Origin of the sequence: Palleronia salina (assembly GCF_900141995.1) — a bacterium.
GTDB classification, from domain to species: domain Bacteria; phylum Pseudomonadota; class Alphaproteobacteria; order Rhodobacterales; family Rhodobacteraceae; genus Palleronia; species Palleronia salina.
Window position 1 is genome coordinate 39,901 of record NZ_FQZA01000011.1, and the last position, 18,796, is coordinate 58,696.

The 18,796-nt window shown below is 67.3% G+C and carries 20 protein-coding genes; 7 read left to right on the top strand and 13 right to left on the bottom strand.

Going from position 1 to position 18,796, the window contains the following annotated elements; genetic code table 11:
- The first annotated feature begins 75 nt into the window (after window positions 1-75).
- The 3 genes from BUB76_RS13995 to BUB76_RS14005 are packed head-to-tail and all read left to right on the top strand — an operon-like array spanning window position 76 to window position 2,350.
- A complete protein-coding gene (locus BUB76_RS13995; RefSeq protein ID WP_073129421.1) occupies window positions 76-1,233 on the top strand; it encodes an acetyl-CoA C-acyltransferase in 1,158 nt (385 codons plus the stop codon).
- 39 nt (window positions 1,234-1,272) lie between these two features.
- Entirely contained in the window at window positions 1,273-1,725 is a 453-nt protein-coding gene (msrC, locus tag BUB76_RS14000) for a free L-methionine (R)-S-oxide reductase MsrC (protein WP_073129422.1), read from the top strand.
- Window positions 1,712-2,350 (top strand): RluA family pseudouridine synthase, encoded by a 639-nt coding sequence (locus tag BUB76_RS14005; protein WP_073129423.1) that lies wholly within the window; start codon window positions 1,712-1,714, stop codon window positions 2,348-2,350. Before msrC ends, BUB76_RS14005 begins: the two co-directional genes overlap by 14 nt.
- A gap of 4 nt (window positions 2,351-2,354) precedes the next feature.
- Here BUB76_RS14005 and BUB76_RS14010 read toward each other — a convergent pair whose 3' ends face one another.
- Entirely contained in the window at window positions 2,355-2,942 is a 588-nt protein-coding gene (locus tag BUB76_RS14010) for an alpha/beta hydrolase (protein ID WP_073129424.1), read from the bottom strand.
- A gap of 5 nt (window positions 2,943-2,947) precedes the next feature.
- Window positions 2,948-3,874 carry a VOC family protein gene (locus BUB76_RS14015; RefSeq protein ID WP_073129425.1) on the bottom strand — a complete coding sequence of 309 codons (927 nt, stop codon included), beginning with the start codon at window positions 3,872-3,874 and terminating at the stop codon, window positions 2,948-2,950.
- A 241-nt stretch (window positions 3,875-4,115) separates the two neighbouring features.
- Here BUB76_RS14015 and BUB76_RS14020 point away from each other — a divergent pair, with 241 nt between their 5' ends.
- Window positions 4,116-4,772 carry a peroxiredoxin gene (locus BUB76_RS14020; RefSeq protein ID WP_073129426.1) on the top strand — a complete coding sequence of 219 codons (657 nt, stop codon included), beginning with the start codon at window positions 4,116-4,118 and terminating at the stop codon, window positions 4,770-4,772.
- A gap of 259 nt (window positions 4,773-5,031) precedes the next feature.
- Window positions 5,032-5,913, top strand: coding sequence for a DMT family transporter (locus BUB76_RS14025; protein ID WP_073129427.1), 882 nt, complete (start codon window positions 5,032-5,034; stop codon window positions 5,911-5,913).
- Here the strand turns inward: BUB76_RS14025 and BUB76_RS14030 are convergent.
- The 9 genes from BUB76_RS14030 to pnp all read right to left on the bottom strand — a co-directional run bounded on the left by BUB76_RS14030 (window position 5,894) and on the right by pnp (window position 14,881).
- Entirely contained in the window at window positions 5,894-5,989 is a 96-nt protein-coding gene (locus BUB76_RS14030) for a DUF2474 family protein (RefSeq protein WP_073129428.1), read from the bottom strand. The genes BUB76_RS14025 and BUB76_RS14030 overlap by 20 nt on opposite strands.
- Complete coding sequence (gene cydB / locus BUB76_RS14035) at window positions 5,989-7,002, bottom strand: cytochrome d ubiquinol oxidase subunit II (protein ID WP_214607545.1); 1,014 nt, start codon at window positions 7,000-7,002, stop codon at window positions 5,989-5,991. Before cydB ends, BUB76_RS14030 begins: the two co-directional genes overlap by 1 nt.
- A gap of 10 nt (window positions 7,003-7,012) precedes the next feature.
- Window positions 7,013-8,443 (bottom strand): cytochrome ubiquinol oxidase subunit I, encoded by a 1,431-nt coding sequence (locus tag BUB76_RS14040; RefSeq protein WP_073129430.1) that lies wholly within the window; start codon window positions 8,441-8,443, stop codon window positions 7,013-7,015.
- A gap of 162 nt (window positions 8,444-8,605) precedes the next feature.
- A complete protein-coding gene (locus BUB76_RS14045) occupies window positions 8,606-9,172 on the bottom strand; it encodes a L,D-transpeptidase (protein WP_073129431.1) in 567 nt (188 codons plus the stop codon).
- Window positions 9,173-9,265: 93 nt separating this feature from the next.
- Window positions 9,266-10,024, bottom strand: coding sequence for a glycosyltransferase family 25 protein (locus BUB76_RS14050; RefSeq protein WP_073129432.1), 759 nt, complete (start codon window positions 10,022-10,024; stop codon window positions 9,266-9,268).
- A complete protein-coding gene (locus BUB76_RS14055) occupies window positions 10,021-11,064 on the bottom strand; it encodes a glycosyltransferase (RefSeq protein ID WP_073129433.1) in 1,044 nt (347 codons plus the stop codon). Before BUB76_RS14055 ends, BUB76_RS14050 begins: the two co-directional genes overlap by 4 nt.
- A complete protein-coding gene (locus BUB76_RS14060) occupies window positions 11,061-11,834 on the bottom strand; it encodes an FkbM family methyltransferase (protein WP_175550318.1) in 774 nt (257 codons plus the stop codon). Before BUB76_RS14060 ends, BUB76_RS14055 begins: the two co-directional genes overlap by 4 nt.
- Before the next feature lie 146 nt (window positions 11,835-11,980).
- On the bottom strand, window positions 11,981-12,682 hold the full coding sequence (locus tag BUB76_RS14065) for a class I SAM-dependent methyltransferase (RefSeq protein ID WP_073129434.1): 702 nt from the start codon (window positions 12,680-12,682) through the stop codon (window positions 11,981-11,983).
- A gap of 66 nt (window positions 12,683-12,748) precedes the next feature.
- Window positions 12,749-14,881: a polyribonucleotide nucleotidyltransferase gene (pnp, locus tag BUB76_RS14070; RefSeq protein WP_073129435.1), complete on the bottom strand. Its 2,133-nt coding sequence runs from the start codon at window positions 14,879-14,881 to the stop codon at window positions 12,749-12,751.
- A 391-nt stretch (window positions 14,882-15,272) separates the two neighbouring features.
- Between pnp and BUB76_RS14075 the strand changes: the two genes are divergently transcribed.
- Window positions 15,273-16,466, top strand: coding sequence for a Hint domain-containing protein (locus tag BUB76_RS14075; RefSeq protein ID WP_073129436.1), 1,194 nt, complete (start codon window positions 15,273-15,275; stop codon window positions 16,464-16,466).
- Window positions 16,467-16,589: 123 nt separating this feature from the next.
- On the opposite strand, the gene rpsO is transcribed toward BUB76_RS14075, so the two are convergent.
- Window positions 16,590-16,859, bottom strand: a complete 270-nt coding sequence (gene rpsO, locus BUB76_RS14080) for a 30S ribosomal protein S15 (RefSeq protein ID WP_073129437.1) — start codon at window positions 16,857-16,859, stop codon at window positions 16,590-16,592.
- A gap of 241 nt (window positions 16,860-17,100) precedes the next feature.
- Here rpsO and BUB76_RS14085 point away from each other — a divergent pair, with 241 nt between their 5' ends.
- The gene (locus BUB76_RS14085) at window positions 17,101-17,823 is read left to right on the top strand and encodes a hypothetical protein (protein WP_139250877.1); all 723 of its coding nucleotides are present in this window, start codon (window positions 17,101-17,103) and stop codon (window positions 17,821-17,823) included.
- A 9-nt stretch (window positions 17,824-17,832) separates the two neighbouring features.
- On the opposite strand, the gene BUB76_RS14090 is transcribed toward BUB76_RS14085, so the two are convergent.
- Window positions 17,833-18,738 (bottom strand): alpha/beta fold hydrolase, encoded by a 906-nt coding sequence (locus BUB76_RS14090; RefSeq protein ID WP_073129439.1) that lies wholly within the window; start codon window positions 18,736-18,738, stop codon window positions 17,833-17,835.
- Between the last annotated feature and the right edge of the window lie 58 nt (window positions 18,739-18,796).

Genomic DNA, 18,796 nt, shown 5'->3' on the forward strand with positions numbered 1-18,796 from the left:
CTTGTTGTGCCCCGGACAAAGCTAGGGCACGATCCTTAAGCCTTCGTATAGACCGACCCAGAGAGAGACCGCCCCATGCGCGACATCGCCATCACCGCCGCCCGCCGCACGCCCATGGGCGGCCTCCAGGGCGACTTCGCCACGCTGTCGGCGCCCGAGCTCGGCGGCGCGGCGATCGCCGCCGCGCTGGACGATGCCGGGCGACCCGCCGTCGACGCGGTGCTCATGGGCTGCGTGCTGCCTGCGGGGCAGGGGCAGGCCCCCGCGCGGCAGGCGGGCTTCGCCGCCGGCCTCGGCGAAGAGGTGCCGGCGACGACGTTGAACAAGATGTGCGGATCGGGGATGCAGGCGGTGATGAACGCCTTCGATACCTTGTGCGCGGGCGGCGCCGCCACGCTGGTCGCCGGCGGGATGGAGAGCATGACGAACGCCCCCTACCTGCTGCCCAAGATGCGCGGCGGCGCCCGGCTGGGCCACGGCCAGGTGATCGACTCGATGTTTCTCGACGGGCTCGAGGACGCCTACGACAAGGGCCGTCTCATGGGCACCTTCGCCGAGGATTGCGCCGAGCATTACCAGTTCACCCGCGCCGCGCAGGACGACTTCGCGCTGGTCTCGCTCGACCGGGCCTTGAAGGCCGGCGAAAGCGGCGCCTTCGACGCCGAGGTCACGCCGGTCACCGTCCGCAGCCGCGAGGGCGAGGTCACAGTGCATCGCGACGAGCAACCCCAAAGCGCGCGGCCCGACAAGATCCCGCAGCTGAAGCCCGCCTTCCGCGAAGGCGGCACGGTGACGGCGGCCAACGCCTCGTCGATTTCGGACGGGGCGGCGGCGCTCGTGCTTTCGGCCGACCCCGACGCCACGGCCCGCGCCTATATCCGCGGCCACGCCACCCACGCGCAGGCCCCCGGCTGGTTCACCACCGCGCCTGTGCCGGCGGCGCGAAAGCTCCTGGAGCGGTTGGGCTGGTCGGTCTCGGACGTGGACCTGTGGGAGGTGAACGAGGCCTTCGCGGTCGTTCCGATGGCCTTCATGCGCGAGATGGGCGTGGATCACGACCGGCTTAACGTGAATGGCGGCGCCTGCGCGCTGGGCCATCCCATCGGCGCCTCGGGCGCACGGATCCTCTGCACGCTGCTGTCGGCGATGGAGGCGCAGGGCGCCCGGCGCGGTGTGGCCGCCATCTGCATCGGCGGTGGCGAAGGCACCGCCATCGCGATAGAGCGGCCCTGATCGCGTCGGATAAACCGCGCTTCCTGTCCGTGAGGCCCCATGCCCGATTACGACCTGCTGTCGAAAACCATCGCGTCGCTGACCGAGGGCGAAGATGACGCCGTCGCGCTTATGGCCACCGTCGCCTGCGAGGTGCACCACGCCGACGACCGGTTCGACTGGACCGGTTTCTACCGCGTCGTCGCCCCGGACCTGCTGAAGATCGGGCCCTACCAGGGCGGCCACGGCTGCCTCGTCATCCCGTTCGACCGGGGCGTCTGCGGCGCGGCCGCCCGCTCGCGCGAGGTGCAGCTGGTCGATGATGTCGAGGCGTTTCCCGACCACATCGCCTGCGCGTCCTCGACCCGGTCCGAGCTGGTCCTCCCGGTCCTCAATGGGGCGGGCGACGTCATCGCCGTCTTCGATATCGACAGCGACCTGCCGGCCGCCTTCACGCGGGACGACGCCGACCGCCTGGGCGCGATCCTGGGGGACGTGTTTGGCCGGCTCTGACTACGCGCCACCGGTCGATCCGATCGAGATCCTTCACCGCGACGCCGACCTGCTGGTCGCGGTAAAGCCCGAGGGCCTGCTGTCGGTGCCGGGGAAGGGCCCGGCGCTGGCAGATTGTCTCGAGGCGCGCTTGCGAGCTGACGATCCGGGCGTGTTGCTGGTTCACAGGCTGGACCGGGACACCTCGGGCGTCATGGTCTTCGCCCGAAACCCCGCGGCGCAGCGGCATCTGGGCCTTCAGTTCGAGCGGCGGCACGTGGAAAAGCGCTACGTCGCGCTTGCGGCGGGGCAGGTCGCGGACGCTGAAGGGGTGATCGACCGCCCGCTCATGGCGGACTGGCCAAACCGCCCCCGCCAGATGGTGCACCCGGACGGCAAGCGTGCGGTGACCCGCTGGCAGGTGGCGGCGCGCTACGCCGGCCACACCCGGATGATCCTGCACCCCGAAACGGGCCGGTCGCACCAGTTGCGCGTGCACCTGTCCGACCTGGGGCACCCGATCCTCGGCGACCCGCTTTACGACGGTCCGCCTGCGCCGCGCATGATGCTGCATGCCGAGGCGCTGTCGCTCTTCCATCCCAGCGGCGGCGCGCGGCGCAGCTTCGTCGCCCCCGCACCGTTCTGAACGCTCAGAGGAAGTCGGCGACCGCCTCGACCTCGGACTGGGGGATCTCGTGACCGCCGGGATGCCATGCCAGCAGGCAATCCGCCTTCTGCGCGGTGAACCAGTCGGCCAGCGCCTGCGTCAGCTCGGGCGGGCAGATCGGGTCCTGCCGCCCGGCGGTGATCAGCACGCGCGTCATCGCCATGCCCTCCTGCGGCTCGGGCACCCAGGGGATGAGCGGGTGCATCAGGACCAGCGCGTCGAAAAGCTCGGGCCGCTGGAACGCCACCGAGGCGAGGATATTGGCACCGTTGGAATAGCCCAGCCCGGTCACATGCTCGGCGCCCGTGCGCTCGCGCTCGGCCAGCACGAACTCGGTCATGGCGGCCGTGCGTGTGGCCAGGTCATCCATGTCGTAGACGCCTTCGGCCTTGCGCCTGAAGAACCGCTGCGCGCCGCCCTCCAGTACGTCGCCGTTGGGCGAGACGACATGCGCGCCCGGCACCATGGCCTGCGCCGCGCCGTGGAATTGCCCGGCCGTGCCGCCGGTCCCGTGGAAGGTCAGGATCAGCCGGTTGGTGTCGCCGTCGTGGCGCAGCGCGTGGTAAGGCATTGCTTTCACTCGATCGGTTGCAGGTGGCGCTCAAGCCGTTCGCGCAGGTACTCATGCTGCGACGGCAGTTTCAAGGCTTGGCCCAGATGCGCGGTGTCCTCGTCCCGGTCGAAGCCGGGCTCGTTCGTGGCGACCTCGAACAGGATGCCGCCCGGCGTGCGGAAGTAGATCGCCCAGAAATAATCGCGGTCGATCACCGGCGTCACCTGGTAGCCGGTGTCCAGCAGGGCCTCGCGCACCTCGAGCTGCCGCGCGCGGTTGTCCACCGAGAACGCGATGTGGTGCACCGATCCCGCGCCCTGTCCGGCCATGGGTGCGGTCGGGTGTTCCTCGATGTCGATCACGTTGGCGGTGCCATCCGGCACGATCATCCGCGTGGTGGCGCCGCGCGTCTCGACCGTGTCGTAGCCCATGAAATTCAGCAGCTCGACCGTGGCCGCCCGGTCCTGCACGCGCATGGATGCCGAGTGGAAGCCGCGGATGGCCGCGTCTTCGGGCACGTCCGCCCCGGTCCATGGCGTGCGGGCATCGTCGCCATCCTCGACCAGCGCGAAGAGGTCGCCGTCGGGGCCGGCGAAGCCGATCCGCGTGGCGCCGAAATCGTCCGTCTCGCGGCTGGCTTTCACGCCGCGGGCGCCCAGGCGCTCGCCCCAGTAGGACGCGGCGCCATGCGGGATGGTGAAGACGGTGGTGCCGACCTCGCCCGTGCCGCGCTGGCCGGGCCGCGCGCCGGGAAAGGGGAAATAGGTCATCACGCTGCCGGGGCTGCCGGTCTCGTCGCCGTAATAGAGGTGATAGACGTCCGGCGCGTCGAAGTTCACCGTCTTCTTCACCCGGCGCAGGCCCAGCGTGTCGGTGAAGAACGCGTTGTTGGCCCGGGCGTCCGAGGCCAGGGAGGTCACGTGGTGCAAACCGTTGATCTGGGACAGCATGGCGACTTTCCTCGTGTGATGTCGATTGCCGGGTAACCTAGGGGCGAAGGCTCGCGCACGAAACGCGGATCTGGGCGCAGGTTCTGTGCGAATTTGTGTATTCGGCATCCGGGTTGGCGTCGAACGACCGTTCCGCGTCCGCGGCAGATCGCGGAATGGGCGGTCCTTTCGCCGATACCCCCTTGGTGCCGCGCCGCCCGTGCATAAGTTCAGGGTAACGAATTAACAGAAGGAGGACCCCATGGCCCTGCGCATCGGCGATACCGCCCCCGACTTCACCGCCGACACCACCGAAGGCGAGATCCGTTTCCACGACTGGATCGGCGACGGCTACGCCATCCTGTTCAGCCACCCCAAGGACTTCACCCCGGTCTGCACGACCGAGCTTGGCATGATGGCCGGCATGGCCGACGAGTTCGCAAAGCGGAACGCCAAGATCATCGGCATCTCGGTCGATCCGGTGGATGACCACCACAAGTGGAAGGGCGACATCAAGAGCCTGACCGGCAACGAGGTCTCCTACCCGATGATCGGCGATCCCGACATGAAGATCGCCAAGCTCTACGACATGCTGCCGGCCGAGGCCTCGGGCGAGCCGGGCAACCGCACGCCCGCCGACAACCAGACGGTCCGCACCGTCTTCATCGTGGGGCCCGACAAGAAGGTGAAGCTGTCGCTGACCTACCCCATGACGACCGGGCGCAACTTCGACGAGATCCTGCGCGCGCTCGACTCGATCCGCCTGACGGCCGAGCACAAGGTCGCCACGCCCGCCGGCTGGACCCAGGGCGGTGACGTCATCCTCACCGCCGCGGTGAGCGACGAGGAAGGCGAAAGCAAGTACGGCGGGTTCGACAAGAAACTGCCCTACCTGCGCACGACGAAGCAGCCGGGCTGAACCGGGCACCAAGGCGGCGCCCTTCTCCGGGGTCGCCGCCATGCAGATCCCCTCGAAGACCGGGCGTGCGCGCCCGGTCTTTTTCGTTGGTGCCAAGGCAGGTGTGCCCCGTCGCGAAGGCCGCCCGCCGCACGGATCCAAGGTCGACGGCCCCGGAGTGCGCTTCTCCCCCACATCACTGGTCTGCAAATACTCATGTCGCGCGGCCGGCCACCGGGCGGCCCTTGACTCTGTCGCGCTGCGGGCGCCTCAAGCGGGCATGAGCCAACATCCCCTCTACGGCCTGGCGCTGGCCCTCGCGGCCGCGCTGCTGATCGCCCCCGACACCCTGTTCATGCGGCTGTCAGGGATGAACGGCGTGCAGATGATGGCGTGGCGCGGGCTTCTGACGGGTCTTGCCATGGGATGCGCCTGGATCCTGCTCAGCCGCGACCGTGCGGGCGATCTGCGCGCGCTGGTCACCCCGCTGGGCGGTCTCGCGGTGCTGTGCCAGGCGGTCAACGCGCTGTTCTTCGTCTTGGGGATCGCCATGGCGCCGGTGGCGGTTGTCCTTTTCGCCGTGGCGACCGTGCCGATCTGGTCGGCGATCCTCGGGGCGGTGTTCCTGGGCGACAGCGTCGGCCGGGCGACGGCCATGACCTGTGCCGTGGTGCTGTCGGGGATCGGCCTGTCGGTGTTCGCGGGGGGCGAGGGCGACGGCAGCGGCAGCGCGGTGCTGGGCGCGGCCTGCGGGCTGGCGGTGTCGGTGTCGCTGGCGGGCAGCTTCACCGTCTACCGCGCGGATCGCAGCCTGCCGATCCTGCTGACCATCGGCCTGGGCGCGACCCTGTCGGGCTGCGTGGGCTGGCTGCTGGCCGAGGACCTGGCCGCCGCCCCCCTGCGCATGGCCGCGATCGCCTTCACCGGTCTCGTGATCCTGCCGGTGTCGTTCTTCCTGCTGTCACTGGCCAGCCGCTATACCGAGGCCGCGAATGTGAGCCTCTTCCTGCTGTTGGAAACGGTGCTGGGTCCTCTGCTGGTCTGGGCCGTCATCGGCGAGCCGGTTCCGCCGCTCAGCCTGCTGGGCGGCGCGGTCGTGGTCGCGGCGCTGGCGGTCTACCTGAACCACCGGCGCCGCAAGGCTAGAGGATCATCAGCCTGATCCCGTAGGCCACCACGGCCAACGCCGCCACGCTGGCCGCCCAGATCAGCACGAACCACCCGATCTTCCTCAGCATCAGTGGTATCCGTCGCCGACCTTCAGCTTGCCGCGGAACACCCAGTAGGCATAGGCCGTGTAGACCAGGATCAGCGGCACCAGCACGATGGCGCCCACGAACATGAAGAGTTGCGAGCTATAGGGGCTGGCGGCGTCCCACAGCGTGACCGAGGTCGGGATCACGTAGGGCCACATGCAGACGCCTAGGCCCAGGAAGCACAGCCCGAACAGCCCCAGCGTGATGAAAAAGGGCGCCCAGTCGTTGCGCTCGTCGAACAGCTCCTTGGCCAGCCACAGGGTCAGGCCCACGACAAGGATCGGGATCGGCGACACCTCGAGGATCTGGGGCCACGAGAACCAGCGCTCGAAATAGGCCGGTTCCAGGAACGGGGTCGCCAGGCTGACCGCGCCGATGAAGCCCATCGTTGCGAAGCCGAAGACCCGCGCCAGCACGCGCACCTTGTGCTGCAGCTCGCCATCGACCCGCCAGTTCAGCCATGTCGCGCCCAGCAGCGCATAGCCGCAGACAACCGCGACGCCGGTCAGCAGGGTGAAGGGCGTCAGCCAGTCCCACCAGCCGCCGCCATAGGCGCGGCCGTCGACCTCGATGCCCTGCAGAAGCGTGCCCAGGATCATGCCCTGCGTCAGCGCCGCCACGGTCGACCCGCCGATGAAGGCCGCGTCCCAGAACCGTTTCGAGAACTTGTTGCCCGCGCGCCAGCGGAACTCGAACGCCACGCCGCGGAAGATCAGACCCAGCAGCATGGCGATGATGAGCGGATAGACCGCCGGCATGATGATGGCATAGGCCAGCGGAAAGGCCGCGAACAGGCCGCCGCCGCCCAGGATCAGCCAGGTCTCGTTGCCGTCCCAGACCGGCGCGACCGTGTTCATCATCAGGTCGCGGTCCTCCTTCCTGGGGAAGAACGGGTAAAGGATACCGATGCCCAGGTCGAACCCGTCGAGCACGACGTAGACATAGACGGCGAAGGCCAGAAGAAGGGCCCAGGCGACGGTCAGGTCGAAACTGATCTCCATGTGCTTACTCCGCGGGTTGCTGGTTCTTGCCGGGACCGGTCAGGTCGGCGGGGGTGATCCCGCCGGTCCGGATCGGACCCGGCTCGGTCCGGACGCCGCGCTGACCGCGCTCGGGCGGGTTGCCCATCAGCTTCAGCAGGTAGATGACGCCGGCGCCGAAGATGGCGAAATAGATCAGGACGAAGGCGATCAGCGAGGCTCCCACCGCCTGCGCGCCCAGCGGCGACACCGCGTCCGCGGTCAGAAGCTCGCCGTAGACGACATATGGCTGGCGCCCGACCTCGGTGGTGATCCAGCCGGCGATGACGGCGACCAGGCCCGACGGCCCCATGACCAGCGCCGCGCGGTGCAGCATGCGATCGTAGAACAGGTTCCCGCGCCAGCGCGCCCAGAGCGACCAGAGGCCGATGCCCACCATCAGGAAGCCGATGCCGACCATGATGCGGAAGCTCCAGAACACGATGCCCACCGGCGGCTGCATCTCGCGCGGGACGGTGTCGAGCCCGTCCATCGACGCGTCCAGGCCCTTCTCCAGCATCGGGCCGCCCAGCCGGGGGATCGAGATCTGGTAGTCGATCCGCTGCTCTTCCTGGTTGGGGATGCCGAACAGGATCAGCGGGATGCCGTCCTCGTGGCTCTCGAAATGCCCCTCCATCGCCAGCACCTTGACGGGCTGGTGTTCGTAGGTGTTCAGCCCCTGTTCGTGGCCCGCGACGATCTGCAGGGGCGCAACGATCGCGGCCATCCACATGGCCATCGAGAACATGGTGCGCACACCGGCGTTGTCGGTGCGCCCGCGCAGCAGGTGATAGGCGCCCACGCCGCCCACGATGAACGCTGTGGTCAGATACGCCGCCGTCAACGTGTGCGCGAGGCGATAGGGGAAGGACGGGTTGAAGACGATTTCCCACCAGTTTTCGGGCAGGAACTGGCCGTTTTCGCCCATGGTGAAGCCCGCGGGCGTGTGCATCCAGCTGTTGACCGACAGGATCCAGGTGGCCGAGATCGCGGTGCCCACCGCCACCATCAGCGTGGCGAACATGTGCAGCTTGTCACCGACCTTGTCGCGACCGAACAGCATGATCCCGAGGAAACCGGCCTCGAGGAAGAAGGCCGTCAAGACCTCGTAAGCCATGAGCGGCCCGACCACGGGCCCGGCGAGATCGGAGAAGACCGACCAGTTGGTGCCGAACTGGTAGGACATGACGATGCCCGACACGACGCCCATGGCGAACGAGATCGCGAAGATCTTCAGCCAGTACTTGAACAGCCGCAGATAGGCCTCGTTCCGGGTCCAAAGGTACATCCCGTTCACGACGGCCAGGTAACTCGCCAGCCCGATCGAGAAGGCGGGAAAGATGAAATGGAACGCGACGGTGAACCCGAATTGAATCCGGGCCAGCAACGTGGCGTCCAGGCCGAACGAAAAATCCATGGGGACAGCTCCACTTGTGTTGCCCATGGAACTACTGCCCGCCGGTCCAAAGTCCACTGCGACGCAATGACTGCGACGTCGCGGCATCCGCCGCCCCCTTGAAACGCGAAACGGCCCGCGGAAGACCGCGGGCCGTCTGGGATCGTCGATGCGTGGCGCGGGTCAGCCCATCTTTGGGTACAGCACCACGGGCGTGTCGATCGGGGTCTGGTCGTACAGCACCCGGATATGTTCGTTCGTCAGGCCGGCGCAGCCGTTGGAGACCGCACGGCCGATGGTGCCGGGATCGTTGGTGCCGTGGATGCGCAGGAAGGTGTCGCCGCGGCCGGGCTGGAAGAGGTAGAGCGCGCGCACGCCCAGCGGATTGTTGGGGCCGCCGGGGATGCCGTCTTCCTCGTACTGGGCGTATTTCTCGGGCTCACGCTCGACCATGCCGGGGGTGGGCTTCCACGACGGGTTCGCCTTCTTGGCGCCCACGTAGTATTGCCCCGGCTCGTACAGGCTGTCACGGCCCACGCGGCAGGCATAGCGCACGGCCGTGCCGTCGGCGCGGGTGTGGTAAAGCCGGAAATGGTTGGGGAAGACGTGGATCTCGTTGGCGGGCAGCGGCACCCGCATCTGCACCAGCGTCGGCGGCGGGATGCCCGCTGCCTGCGCCTCGGCCCGCAGCCCGAGCGCCGAAACGCCGAACGCGGCCAGGCCGGTCGTGATGAATTCGCGTCTGTTCATTGCCCACCTCTGGAGAAAATCCGTTTGCGCCAAAGATACAGGCGATTTTGCGTGGGACAACCACGATGACACCGGCGTGACCGCGATCGGCGCTCAACCCCGACCGGCAAGCCCCAGCTTGTGCGCCAGGGCGATGGCCTTGTCGACCCACAGGCGCCGTTGCTTGGCCAGGCCATAGGTCGCCCGGCGCTGGGTCTTGTCGGCGCGCCGCGTGCGCGCATCGATGTCGCTGGGATGATCGCCGGCACGGAACAGCGGCGGCCAGACGCTCAGCCCCCGGCCGGTGCGGGTCTGCCAGTGGCGGTAGTGATTGTCGACCGGGCAGATGATGTGGGCGGAGTCCGCGACAAGGCGCGCGGCGGCGTCCCGTGTCATCAGGATCGCGGTCCCGAGCATCGGGAAGTAATGCGCCCGCAGGATCGTGCGTCCCGCCACCTCGGCGAAGGGAGTCGAGATCTTGCGCTTGTGCGCGCCCAGGTTCACCAGCTCCCACGCGGGGGCGTCGTCACCGGACAGCCAGTCCAGCACCGGGCCCATGGCCTCGACCGCGCCATCGGTCAGGGTGAAATCGTCCTCGAGCACCAGCCCGAGCGCATGGTCGCTGTCCAGGAACGCCTGCGCCGCCTTGGCGTGGCTCAGGTGGCAGGCGATCTCGCCCCCCGTCATCGACCGCCCCATGTAGCGGCGGGCGGCGGCGTCATCGTAGGCGTCGAAGGTGCTGACGGGCAGGCCGCGACCGTCCACCGCCGGCACGCGCATCCAGGCTAGCCCGAGTGTCTCGAGCTGGGCCACCGCAGACTGCCGCCGCGTGTCCGACCCGTCGAGGTTGATGAGAAACGCCCCCACGCTCATCGCAGCGTCCGCACCTTGTCTTGCGGGGTCCTGAAAAGGCGCATGTAGGCGTCACAGACCGCATCTTCGGAGAACATGGCCTCGAGCCGTTCGCGCGCCGATGTCGCCATCGTCGCGGCGGCGTCGCGGTTCCCGAGAAGGCGCGACAGGGCGGCGGCGGTGCCGTCGACATCGTCGATATCGGCCATCAACCCGTCCTCGCCGTCGCGCATGAACCACGCCGGGCCCTCGCAGCGGCTGGAGACGCTCGGCACACCGGCCTTCCACGCTTCCAGCAGCACGTTGCCCAGCGGCTCGTGGCGCGAGGGCAGGACGAAGGCGTCGCCCGAGGCGATATGGTGAATGGGTTCGTCCACCCAGCCGACGAAGCGGGTGCGATCGGCGATCCCCAGCTCGCGGGCCAGCTGCTCCAGCGCGTCGCGTTCCTTGCCGTCCCCGACCAGCCACAACCAAGCCCCCGGGATCTGCGCCACGGCGCGCAGCGCGACGTCCATCCCCTTGCGCGGCACGAACCGCCCGCCCGTCACCACCAGCGGCGCGTCCTCGGGCGTGTCATGCTGCGCGCGGGGAACGGGCTCGGGCGTGACCCAGCGGGGGAAGTTCGAGATCGTGGCCAGCCCGCGGTCCCAGCCCAGCGCGTCGCAATGGGCGGTGATGCCGGGTGTGTTCCCGACGATCATGTCGCAATGGCCGAAATGCTTGAGGTTCGCGGGATAGTCGCCCAGCCGCACCAGCCGCGTGCCATCGAAGTTGCGGGGTTGCAGCTGCGATGCGCGGGGCATCCACGACATCACCGCGTCGGGGCGAAACTCGGCGATGTGCCGGTCCAGCTTGCGCCGCGTCAGCCAGCGGGTCAGCGAGATGCGGCGGAAATTGTCGTATTCCACGGGACCCAGCGCGGCGATGGCCTCGCCCCAGCTGCGGTCGGGCCGGATGAAGAACCGCTGCTCCACGCCGCGCTGGTCGAAGGCCCGGGCGAGGTTCACGAAAAACCGCTCGGCCCCGCCCTCCTTGCCGAAATGCAGGTGGATGACCCTCATCCGTCCGCGCGCTCCCGCTCGAAAAGGATGTTCTTGTGCATGACGGTATGATGGACGAAGCCCCCGCGGACCAATCTTTCGATCATTTCATCCGTGGCCTCGGTCCCCACGATGTGGGGGTGCGTCTCGACGAGGAGCGCCCGCACACCGGCGGGCAGGGGATCTCGCAGCAAGTCGATCTCGGCCCCCTCCACGTCCATGACGATGACGTCGGGCTCCAGCGACGCCAGAAGACCCGAGAACGCGACCGCGGGCACTTCGACGCGCGTTGCGCCCGCTTCCCTGTCGATGATCGAGGAAGAGACGAGATTGGTATCGCGGTAGAAGACCACCGGCTGGCCGTCCTTGGTGACCGCCTTGAACGTCAGGTCCGGGGCCATGTCGTTCAGGCGACGGTTCTCGTCCAGGATCGGTTTGAGCGTGTCGTTCGCCTCGAAGGACGATACGTTCTGCGGGCCGGTAAGGCGCGCCGCCAGCAGCGAGATGAACCCGACGCCGGTGCCGATCTCGAGAACCTTCTCGCCCGGCTTCAGGCCCTTTTGCAGAAGCTCGGCCTCGGCCAGTTCGTAGGTGCCGGCAAGAATGGCGCCGCAGACCGATCGCGGGACGATCGTCTCGTCCACGCACAGCCTGACGCCGAAGCGTTCCACGTGCTTGGTGCCGGTCAGTCGACCGAAGACACGCCGAAGCGAGCGCAGCGCCGGTTTCGGTCGCGGCACGTTCTCGATGAATACGGTGTGACCGGCGATCTCACGCGGTTCTCTCGTCATGCTGTGGGTGCCTCCTGGAGACGAACCGCCGGTGCCGGTCCCGCTGAAATGTGTTCGATCACAAGGACCCGAACCGTGCGTCCGTGTATCCTCGCGCCGTTGCCATGCCATACGCAACCACGGCAAGGCGAGAGTAGGATACCCGGTTACTTCCTGGCCACCAGCATCCAGCCGGGAGACACGGCGCAGATGCGATCGCCCCTTTTGCCACCGTAGACGGATTGGCGGATTGTTATCTTCGCGTAAAGCCAGTCCTTCAGATGCTGTAGATGGAACTGCCCACGCGGCCAGATTCCGCGATGCCCCAGGATCGAGCCGGCCGAGGTGTAGCGCCCCCAGACCAGCGGTTGCAGGTTCAGCGCGTCGAAGCCGACGCGGCGGCACGTTTCCTGCCACCAACTCGGCGTGGCGCGGGTGAAATCGTCGGGGTGGCCGTGGATGCGGAAGATGAAGGGCACGGTGATGATCGCCCGCCCGCCCTTCTTGAGCACACGGAAGATCTCGTTCATCGAGGCGACGGGATCATAGATGTGTTCAAGGGTATTGAAGCACACGACGCAAACGAAGCTGTCATCGTCGAAGGGCAGGGGTTCGCCCGGTTTGACGATGTGGGTCGGTTTGATGCCGGGATCGATATTCGCGGACTTCACGCTGTCCGCGTTCTTCAGCAGGCCGGTATAGGGCGCCTTGCTGCCGCCGCCGTAGTCCAGCACATCGCCCGAAATGTCGGTCGAGCCGATGGCCTCGTATTCCAGAACACGCAGGCAGGACAGGCCGGGGTGGTCCCGGTAGAGAGACCGCCACCGCGACAGGGTCGGGGTTGGCGGTGGAACATAGGTGTATTCCATGTCTCGGGCCCTCGTGTCTGTCACCCCCGCGACGAGGCGGGGGTGACAGTAAGGTTACGGCAGAGATCAGTCGGCCGCTTCTTCTCTCTTCAGCTCTTCGCCGGTCTCCTGGTCGACCATCTTCATGGCCAGGCGCACCTTGCCGCGGTCGTCGAAGCCCAGGAGCTTCACGAAGACTTCCTGGCCTTCCTTCAGGACGTCCGAAGGATGGTTCAGGCGGCGGTTCTCGATCTGGCTGACATGCACCAGGCCGTCGCGCTTGCCGAAGAAGTTCACGAAGGCGCCGAAATCGACGATCTTTACCACGGTGCCCTTGTAGATCTTGCCTTCCTCGGGCTCGGCCACGATCGAATGGATCATGTCATACGCCTTCTGGATGGCATCGCCGTTGGCCGAGGCGATCTTGATGATGCCGTCGTCGTTGATGTCGACCTTGGCGCCCGAGGTTTCCACGATCTCGCGGATGACCTTGCCGCCCGAGCCGATCACTTCGCGGATCTTGTCGGTGGGGATCTGCATGGTCTCGATGCGCGGCGCGTGCTCGGAGAAGCCCGAGGCCTCGCTCAGCGCCTTGTTCATCTCGCCCAGGATGTGCAGACGGCCCTGGCGCGCCTGCTCCAGCGCTTTCTCCATGATCTCGGGGGTGATGCCCGCGACCTTGATGTCCATCTGCAGCGACGTGATGCCGTCGGCGGTGCCGGCGACCTTGAAGTCCATGTCGCCCAGGTGATCCTCGTCGCCGAGGATGTCGGTCAGGATCGCGTATTCACCGCTGTCTTCCAGCACCAGGCCCATGGCCACGCCCGCGACCGCCGATTTCAGCGGAACGCCCGCGTCCATCATGGAAAGCGAGCCACCGCAGACCGACGCCATCGAGGACGAACCGTTCGATTCCGTGATCTCGGACACCACGCGGATGGTGTAGGGGAAGTCGGTGGCGGCGGGCAGCACGGCCTGAAGCGCACGCCAGGCCAGCTTGCCGTGGCCGATCTCGCGGCGACCCGGAGGGCCCACGCGACCCACTTCGCCGACCGAGTAGGGCGGGAAGTTGTAGTGCAGCAGGAAGTTGCTGCGATACGTGCCCTGCAGCGCGTCGATCATCTGTTCGTCGTCGCCGGTGCCAAGGGTCGTGATGACCAGGCCCTGCGTCTCGCCCCGGGTGAACAGGGCCGAGCCGTGCGTGCGCGGCAGGATGCCGGTTTCGGCCAGGATCGGCCGGACCTCGTCGGTGCGGCGGCCGTCGATGCGCTTGCCCGACTTGACCACGTCACCGCGCAGCACGGCGGATTCCAGCTTCTTCAGGGCCGAGCCGAGATTCTCGTCCTCGAGCTGCTCCTCGGTCAGGCCGGCCTTGATGTCTTCCTTGACCTTGGCGACCGCGTTGGTGCGCTCCTGCTTGTCGGTGATGGCATAGGCGTCGCGCATCTTCTGCTCGCCCGCGGCCTTCACGGCGTCGTACAGCGCGCTGTAATCCGGCGGCTGGAAGTCGAAGGGCTCTTTCGCGGCGTCCTCGGCCAGGTCGATGATCAGGTCGATCACCGGCTGGATCTGCTCGTGCGCGAATTTCACCGCGCCCAGCATCTCGGCCTCGGTCAGCTCGTAGGCCTCGGACTCGACCATCATGACCGCGTCCTTGGTGCCCGCCACAACCAGGTCCAGGCGCTGGTCGGGGTTGTTCTTGAGATCGTGCATGTCGTCGATCTCGGGGTTCAGGATGTATTCGCCACCCTCGAAGCCCACGCGGCAGCCGGCGATCGGGCCCATGAAGGGCGCGCCCGACAGGGTCAGCGCGGCCGACGCGGCGATCATCGCCACCATGTCGGGGTCGTTGACCAGGTCGTGGGACAGCACGGTGCACATCACCAGCACTTCGTTCTTGAAGCCGGGCGCGAACAGCGGGCGGATCGGACGGTCGATCAGGCGCGAGGTCAGCGTTTCCTTCTCGGTCGGGCGGGCCTCACGCTTGAAGAAGCCGCCGGGCACCTTGCCCGCGGCATAGTATTTCTCGTTGTAGTGCACGGTCAGCGGGAAGAAGTCCTGGCCGGGCTTCTGCTGCTTGGCGAAGGTCACGTTGGCCATGACGCTGGTCTCGCCCAGCGTCGCGATGACCGAGCCGTCGGCCTGGCGCGCGACCTTGCCGGTCTCGAGCGTCAGGGTCTCTTCGCCCCACTGCATCTGTTTTTTCGTCACGTTGAACATCTATCGTATCCTATCTGGGCCGGATCTGCCGGAGCGTTCCCCGGTGGCCCTGTTTCGTGGCGGCCGTATTGCCGCCGACCCCTGTCTCATCGTTTTCATGCGCCGGGGTCATGGCGTCACGTCTCAGATGCGCGCGCCTTACAGGAAAATGCACGTGGTTGCTAGGTGCGGCGGGCGGATGCGCCGCAGGGCGCAGCCCGGTCCTCCAGCCCGTTAACGATTGTGTCGCGGCCGGGCACATTACGAAGGAAACCAGAATTATTTTCATCATATTGCCGCAATCGGATGTGAAGACCTCATCGTGAGTTAACCGAATTGAAGAGCGCGCCGGGTATTTTTGAAGGCGCAAGATCGCGTGGATTGACGACGCAGAGGCCCGAAAGCAGAGCAGATGGCAACCGTTTACGATCTCTTCGAGGTCACGGGGATCTCGGAAAACACGACGTACTCGTTGGCGCTCGGAAACTTGCTGGGCGTGGTGAACAGCGCGTCGGCGACGGATCTGGACGACGGCGAGTTCGACATCGGCGACGATTTCGTCATCGACGGCACCACCTATACCATCGATCGCATCCAGGAGCCCACCAACACCGGCCGCTTCACCGAGGGCGACGGAACCAACAACTCGTTCAATCCCCAGAGCGAAAGCAATCTCGACGCGGTTTTCCTGACCGTTTCGAACGGCGGTGACACACGGTACTTCATCATCCCGTCGGATCGCTACGGCGACATGAATGTCGAGGAGATCCGGACTGGCAGCCTGAACGATGTCGGGGGAAGCGACGCCGCGCTGGTATCGACCACGGACGATAACGTGCGCGCGGTCTGCTTCGCCCGGGGCACCCGCATCTTCGTCTCCGCCGGGATGGACCGCCCGGTCGAGGATCTTCGCGTCGGCGACTGGGTGCGCACCGCCGATCGCGGCTTCCAGCGCGTGGTCTGGATCGGCGCGACCCGGATCGAGGCTGCGACGCTGCGCAAGAATCCCAGGCTCGGTCCGGTCCGCATCCGCCGCGGATCCCTCGGGCCGGGGCTGCCCACGCGCGACCTGACCGTGTCGCCGCAGCACCGCGTTCTCGTGCGGTCCCGCATCGCCGAACGCATGACCGGTTCGTCCGAGGTACTGATCGCCGCCCGGCACCTGGTCGGTCTCGACGGGATCAAGCGGGCGGGGATCGGGAAGGGCGTGGACTACTATCACATCCTGCTGGAGCGGCACGAGATCCTCTGGGCCGAGCGGGCCCCGTGCGAAAGCCTGCTTCTCGGCCAAGAAAGCCTGAAGACCCTTGGCGACGAGAACATGGCAGAGATCCGGTTGAACCACCCCGCGGCCCTGGCCTTGGCGGGGCCGGACCGCGCCGCACGGCCCATCCTGTCTGCCCCCAAGGCACGTCGACTGGTCTGGCGCCATGCGAAGAATCGCAAATGGCTGATCGAGCCGCACGGAACCGAGGGCTATCCGATGCTCTCCGTGCCGGACCTTCCCCGGTCGGACGCCGTTCGGCGCGGCCTTTTGCGGCAGCCGGAGCGGGCGCGGGCCGGAAACCGGTCGCGGCACATCTCGACCCGCCGGAACATCGCCTGACCTTCACCGGGACGCGCAGGAAAAAGGCGCGCGTGCGCCTTTCGCGACAAAGCCCCCGTCAGGCCAGCAAAAAGGGCCGCACACTGGCGGCCCTTCGGAAACACATCTTTTGTCGCGCGCAGCTTAGCGGCGGATGCCCAGGCGCTTGATCAGGTCCTGGTAACGGGCCTCGTCGCGGGCCTTGGTGTAGTCCAGCAGCTTGCGGCGCTGGGCGACCAGCTTCAGAAGGCCACGGCGCGAGTGGTTGTCCTTCTTGTGGGTCTTGAAGTGCTCGGTCAGCGCGGCAATCCGGGTGGTCAGGATGGCGACCTGCACCTCGGGCGAACCGGTGTCGCCGCTCTTGGTGCCGAATTCCTTGATGAGACGCTGTTTTTCGTCTGCGGTGATCGACATCGGGTATCTCCTTCTTAAGGTCTGGTGTGACGGCGCAGGCCGGGATGTCGTCCAGCAAGGCCCATGGAGTCCGCACGCAACGGTGCGGATGCGCGTCTAGACCAATCGGCGCGCCATGAAAACCCCCCCGTCCGGGCCGGTCGCGGTGGTTCCTTCAATTTTCCCCATTTCAACCCCGCGCTGAGCGCAATCCGCGTCCACTGTGCAGGAAAGAAAGCCCGGTCAAGGAGGTGCGGTCGGCATGTCTATGGTATTCCTGACAGCGGCGGCCGCGCTGTTCGTCCTGTCGATGATTGATCTCAAGGGCGCCAAGGTCGACGGGGAAAATGCCGCGCCGGGACGTCTCCAGCGGCTGCGCGGCCGGATCGCCGATGTAGTCGCGGGCCTGAAGCCCCTCCTTGGCAAGCGCGGCAACCGGCCCGGCGCCGATGCTGACGCGAGCAGCTGGGACCATGACACCGAAACCGATGGCGATGATGGTCAGACCCTCGACGGGTTGCTGTCCAAGCTGGCGCCGCCGCCGGGCGTGGCGGACGGGGACAGCCGCGCCTTCCGCGAAAGCCTCCAGACCGACCTCGCCAGCGAGATCGGGTCGCTTCGCACCATGCAGGAAACGCCGCGCGCCGCCGCGCCGGCCGCCGCCGCAACGGCCGGCGGTCCCCCCCTGCCGCTGGCCGGCGGCACCTGGGTAGACGGCACCGAGGCCAGCGCGCCCGTCATCGACGATTTCGACCCCGAGGAAGACCAGCTGGTCATCGTCTACGATCCCAATGCCTCGGCCTATCCGCGAGTCTCGGTCCAGGCGGTCGACGGCACCAGCGACGTGTTCGTGCGGCTGGACGGGAAGGTGATGATGCGGGTGACCGGCGGGGCCGGCCGGGTCGATCCCGACGACATCGAGCTGATCGGATCGGACCTGGAAGCCGAGCTCGCCGCCGTGAACGAGACCCGCGACGCGGCCTGAGCGCCGCGTCTAGTCTGCCCCGAAGAAGTCCATCGCTGCGTCGATGACCTGGCCGGGCGCCTCTTCCATCGTGAAGTGCCCGCCGTCGCATTCGGCCAGGGTGATGTCCTCGGCCCAGTCGTGCCACAGGCCGGCCGGGTCGCCCGTGCGCGCCGGAAACCCGCTGCGACCGTGCAGGAACAGGACCGGCGCCGCGATTCGCCGTCCGGCGGCGCGGTCCGCGTCGTCGATGCGCCGGTCTGTCGTGGCCCCCGCGCGATAGTCGGCGCACATGGCCGCGCGCCGCTCGGGCGTTGCCATCTGCGCGCGATAGGCCTCCAGCGCCGTGTCCGAGAAGGGGGCCAGGTCGCGCGTCGCCGACCAGCTGGCCAGCGTCCAGTCCAGGTATCCCCCGGGGTCCGCGCCGATCATCCGCTCGGGCAGGGGGCTGGGCTGCGCAAGGAAGGTCCAGTGGTAAGCCGCCATGGCGATCTCGGCCGTCCACATGGACCAGAAACTGCCGGTGGGCACGATCTCGATCACGCCCAGGCGGCGCAGGCGGTCGGGATGGTCCAGCGCGAATCGGTAAGCCACCCGCGCCCCGCGGTCATGCCCCAAGACATGGGCCCGCTCGATCCCCAGCCTATCCAGCAGCCCGGCGATATCCGCGGCCATCGCGCGCTTGGAATAGACGGTGTGGTCCGCGTCGTCGGCGGGCGCGTCGCTGTCGCCATAGCCGCGCAGGTCGGGCACGATCACGTCGAAGCGCGCCGCCAGCGCGGGCGCCACGCGATGCCAGGCCTGCGACGTCTCGGGATAGCCGTGCAACAGCACGAGGGGCGGGCCCGATCCGGCCCGCGCCACCGACAGGCTGACCGCACCGCAATTCACGCGGCGATGGTCGAACGCTTCGAAATCGGACGGGGCGTTGGACATGAGCTTAACCTTGAAAGTGAATTTCTTCTCACACCCGACGGTAATCCAGCCACCCTAC